This is a genomic window from Bacillus sp. JJ722 (assembly GCF_036963345.1).
Taxonomy (GTDB): Bacteria; Bacillota; Bacilli; order Bacillales; family DSM-1321; genus Bacillus_AD.
Genome location: NZ_JBALMO010000402.1, coordinates 1 through 4,205, shown reverse-complemented (window position 1 = coordinate 4,205; position 4,205 = coordinate 1). Strand labels below are relative to the sequence as shown.

General features: G+C 30.1%; 6 protein-coding genes. 1 reads left to right on the top strand and 5 read right to left on the bottom strand.

Annotation, left to right across the window (positions count from 1 at the left end; translation table 11 throughout):
- Positions 1 to 177: 177 nt before the first annotated feature.
- Both V7014_RS26775 and map read right to left on the bottom strand, forming a co-directional pair.
- Positions 178 to 378 carry a hypothetical protein gene (locus V7014_RS26775; protein ID WP_335512107.1) on the bottom strand — a complete coding sequence of 67 codons (201 nt, stop codon included), beginning with the start codon at positions 376 to 378 and terminating at the stop codon, positions 178 to 180.
- A 165-nt stretch (positions 379 to 543) separates the two neighbouring features.
- A complete protein-coding gene (gene map, locus V7014_RS26770) occupies positions 544 to 1,296 on the bottom strand; it encodes a type I methionyl aminopeptidase (RefSeq protein ID WP_335512105.1) in 753 nt (250 codons plus the stop codon).
- Between the two features lie 344 nt (positions 1,297 to 1,640).
- Here map and V7014_RS26765 point away from each other — a divergent pair, with 344 nt between their 5' ends.
- The gene (locus V7014_RS26765) at positions 1,641 to 1,937 is read left to right on the top strand and encodes a hypothetical protein (protein WP_335512103.1); all 297 of its coding nucleotides are present in this window, start codon (positions 1,641 to 1,643) and stop codon (positions 1,935 to 1,937) included.
- Between the two features lie 106 nt (positions 1,938 to 2,043).
- Here the strand turns inward: V7014_RS26765 and V7014_RS26760 are convergent, their stop codons facing one another.
- From V7014_RS26760 to V7014_RS26750, 3 genes are all read right to left on the bottom strand, one after another.
- Positions 2,044 to 2,535 (bottom strand): SRPBCC family protein, encoded by a 492-nt coding sequence (locus tag V7014_RS26760; protein WP_335512100.1) that lies wholly within the window; start codon positions 2,533 to 2,535, stop codon positions 2,044 to 2,046.
- Positions 2,536 to 2,809: 274 nt separating this feature from the next.
- A complete protein-coding gene (locus V7014_RS26755; protein ID WP_335512099.1) occupies positions 2,810 to 3,430 on the bottom strand; it encodes an NUDIX hydrolase in 621 nt (206 codons plus the stop codon).
- A gap of 123 nt (positions 3,431 to 3,553) precedes the next feature.
- On the bottom strand, positions 3,554 to 4,205 hold a 652-nt coding region (locus tag V7014_RS26750; RefSeq protein WP_335512098.1), incomplete at its 5' end, for an HAD family hydrolase.

Genomic DNA, 4,205 nt, shown 5'->3' with positions numbered 1-4,205 from the left:
ACATACTTCATCGAAAATAAAAGCCATAAAAAAGAAGGATCGATTTTATTTTTATGTAATTAGAAAAACTAACATATCACTTCTATTTAGCTACTTTATAAATAAAAGCTTCATTTGAAATTGAAAGAAGCCCATGAGAATACATCTTTTATCGAAAAAATTTAGGAGACAAAGATTTTAGAAATATTCTTTTCTTTGTTTATAAATTAGGTTTAACAAAGCTTCCTTTTCAATATCTTCCTTACATTCATTACAAAAATATCTAAATTCACGATCCTCTTTAAAGTTATGGTAACCTCGTTCGCCTTCTTCAACATTGAACATTTTCTTGCAAGCGGTACATTGAATTTCAAAGTAAAACTTTTGATAGTGACCCATTTTATAAACACCTCTTTCTTCTTCAGAAAATATATGAATGCGCTAAGTATCCAGAAAATTATATCTTTTGTAATTATTATACCGCTAAATACGATACATAAATGACAACCCCAAAAATAAAAGCACAAATCTCATTCGATTTGTGCTTTTATGAAACCTTTTAGTTTAAAATGTTTCTCCAGTAATAATAACCGGTCCATTCTTAGTAACAATCAATGTATGTTCGATCTGTACAACAAAGCTTTTATCTTTCGTTGTAAATGTCCAGCCGTCATCTGCTGTAAATACTTCTTCCGCATTTGTTGAAACGAATGGTTCAAATGCAATTACCATTCCTTCTTTAAAAAGAGCATTATCTTGAGGATCATAGTAATTTAATATATGATCTGGTGCTTCATGAAGCGCTGTTCCCACACCATGACCAGTTAAATTTTTAATTACAGTATATCCATTTTGTTTGGCAGTGTTGTACACAGCTTTACCAACACCATTTAACTTAGAACCTACTTTAAATTTCTTTAAACCAGCTTCGAAAACTTTCTCTGCAGCTGAGCATAATGCATGTAGTTTTGGATCACCTTCGCCAACAACAAAAGAAATACCTGTATCTGCAAAGTAACCATTCTTAGAAGCAGAAACATCTATGTTAACTAGGTCACCCTCTTTAATAACTCGTTTACCTGGAATACCATGAGCCACTTCTTCATTTACACAAATACATGTATATCCTGGAAAGTCCACTTCATTTTTTGGCGCAGAAATAGCACCATATTTTTCAAACAAAGCACCTGCTAATTCATCAAGTTCAAGTGTTGTAATATTAGGTTTTGTCGCTTTAACCATTTCTTCTCTTATTGTCGCCACAATTTGCCCAATTTCTTTAAGGCCTCTAAGATCCTCTTCTGTCTTTACTATCACTTTTATCCACCTCTATTTAGAATCCTTACTTCTATTAAGCATTTAACGGACAATAATATAATGTCCCAAAAACACTCCATTGAAGCGATTAATCATCAATGGTTGTTACAAAAAAACAGCCACTAAGTAAATTTTCACTGTATTATTCATCATACCAAAACTTATTTTTATTTGCTATACCTGAACAATAATGATGTTAAGGGATGTTCTATTAATTTTCATATTTATAATTGTATAATACAAAACCAATTCTAATCTGTTCATAGCTTTTATATCTAATTAGTAGTAATCATAACAAATAATCCGCTATACTATTGATACGAATAAATTGAAGGAGAGCTACAATGAATAAGAAAGAATTAGAAGAACAAATCATTCATAACTTCCAGAGCGATGAGAAAATGATGATACTTATCTTTGCACAATGGTGTGTAAATCATCACTTAAACCCTGAAGAAATCTATTTACGCGCATATCCTAAGCAATCTGCTAATTATGCTTTAAAAGATGCTATTTCTTTAACTGTACCGAAAAATGAAGCTGGTGAAATCGCAAACGAAACCTTATTAGGTGTCCTTTCAATGTTTGGGAATGACGATTTAGCTATGGTAGTTTCTGAAGAAATAAAGAAATTTAAGTAATGTTTTAATAAAACAAATATTGTTAATCAGTATTGAAGTGCATTCCCATTGTTTGACAAAATCTAACAATGGGAATACACTTCATTTTTAATTATAAATATAAACTTTAAAAATCATTTTTTATTTGATTTAAAGAGTTCATATACTTTTCATACCACTGCTCCCATTCATCCTTCGGAAACTCCATAATATTACCGTCAAGCAAAGCGGACAGCATATGTAAACATACGTGCCATCCCGCTAAATCTTTTGGAGTATGATCATTTAATGTAGGAAGATATTCCTTCAATACTAATAAACTATCTGCTGACATGGGGATTACTTCAAAACGAACTCTACCTTCACCCCATTCAAATTCAAGTAATGAACTTTCTTTAAAATCTGTAATTTTCATGTTCAAAAAATTCCCTGAACCATCGTTATAATTAAATCTAATATTCCCTTTAATCCCAAGCACTTCCACTTGAAGATTTGACATCCAATGTTTCAATTGATCATTCTGTGTTAAAGCAGACCAAACTTTATTTACTGAATGTTTCAACGGAAGGTCATAACGAGCGATATAGCCATTATCCACTTTTTCTATTACTGCTAACATTGTCAATCCTCCTTTAAAGTGTTTATCTAAAAGCCTATTATATATTTTTATAGTCAAAATAAAAAACCATCAATTATCAATGGTTTTTATTTAGTTAAATGATTTTTTATTTTGCTGTCTTTATAGTACCTTGATGGAATAACATTTGCCAGTTACCATCTATTAACATCTACATGTAACTACGTAAAGTATACATGTACTTAATGCATTTTTATCGTCTAATGATAACTAACTTCTATTATACTATTTACTTTTTGTATGACCACTTAAACCACTATAAAATATCATTTATTAGAGTCGCTAGTGTACTGAAATATGTATCTTGATGTGGTACAAATTCTTTTTTTGTAATATTTTTAACGATGGCATCTTCATTTCCTAAATCATTAATCGTGTATCCCTCAACGGTTAGTTTATGTGTATTTCCAATACAGAAATCATAAAAGTTTGTAAATTCAGTTCTTACAATTCCTGAAACTTCTTCCTTCTGAAGATTAAATTTTGGTGCCTTTTCTTTTAAGCGATACACATAGACATGTCCAAACTCTTTATCAATGAACAATTCCGAAATAATACAATCATCAATAATACCTAAGTATTCTAAATCTTCAATCGTAACGTTCAAACCTAGTTCTTCATTTACTTCCCTTATGCCGTCGTCGATTGTCTCATTTGCAATAATATGCCCTGCTGCAGTAATGTCAATTAAACTAGGAAAATCCTTTTTTTTATCACTACGTATTTGGAGATAGATATAATTTCTATCATTTTCTTTTTGTAATAACCAACAATGAAATGTTTCATGCCAATAACCTTTTTCATGCACTAAATCACGACTAGTAATCCCAATTTGATTTCGATGTTTATCAAATATTTTTATTAATTCTTGCTCCATAAATTACACCTCTTGAATGTATTAAAAAAATTACGTGTACTGATAGAGATAAAGTCCTTGTTTCTCTTTAAATCAAACATTATTTACTTTCTACTATCTTTTCATAAAATAAAAAAACTACATTTAAATCGTTTTTTCTGTGTTTAATTGTTGAACGATTAGAGCTAATTCTGCTAAATCTTCTATAATAAAATCTGCCTCCACTTCATACCAAAATTGATCTTTCTTCCAAATCCCTTTCATTCCCAAATATTTTGCAGCTTTCACATCATTTTCTGGATGATCGCCAATAAAGATACATTCGTGTGGAAAGACATTTAGTTGATTCACTGCTCTTTTGAAGATTTCAGGGTTAGGTTTTTTAATACCCTCCCATTCAGATACTAATATAGTTTCAAAATAACTGTTAATTCCTAGAGCTTTAATATTATCCATTTGGAACTGTCCTTTTCCGTTTGTAATTATCCCTAGGCTCATTTTATTTTGTTGTAATTTTTTTAACATAAAATGTAGATTTGGAAACGGGACGCAATTATTTTTAAAGTTTTCTTTATAATCTACTAGCAATTCTTCTTGGCTAATTTTAGTTATATCAAATTCATCAATTAATTGTTTATACACTTTGTCTTTCCATACGTATCCCTTATGATCCAATTCAATAAATCGTTTCATGAATGATTCCTTACGAATAAACCCAATTTTACTCTTTAATCGTTCATATTGGTCCTCAATAAAATATTTTATAGAATCATCACGATTTAATAAAGTACCATCT

Coding starts and splice junctions, on each gene's coding strand:
- V7014_RS26760 (WP_335512100.1), bottom strand. CDS start 2,535: ATGTTAGCAGTAATAGAAAAAGTGGATAATGGCTATATCGCTCGTTAT.
- V7014_RS26775 (WP_335512107.1), bottom strand. CDS start 378: ATGGGTCACTATCAAAAGTTTTACTTTGAAATTCAATGTACCGCTTGC.
- V7014_RS26755 (WP_335512099.1), bottom strand. CDS start 3,430: ATGGAGCAAGAATTAATAAAAATATTTGATAAACATCGAAATCAAATT.
- V7014_RS26765 (WP_335512103.1), top strand. CDS start 1,641: ATGAATAAGAAAGAATTAGAAGAACAAATCATTCATAACTTCCAGAGC.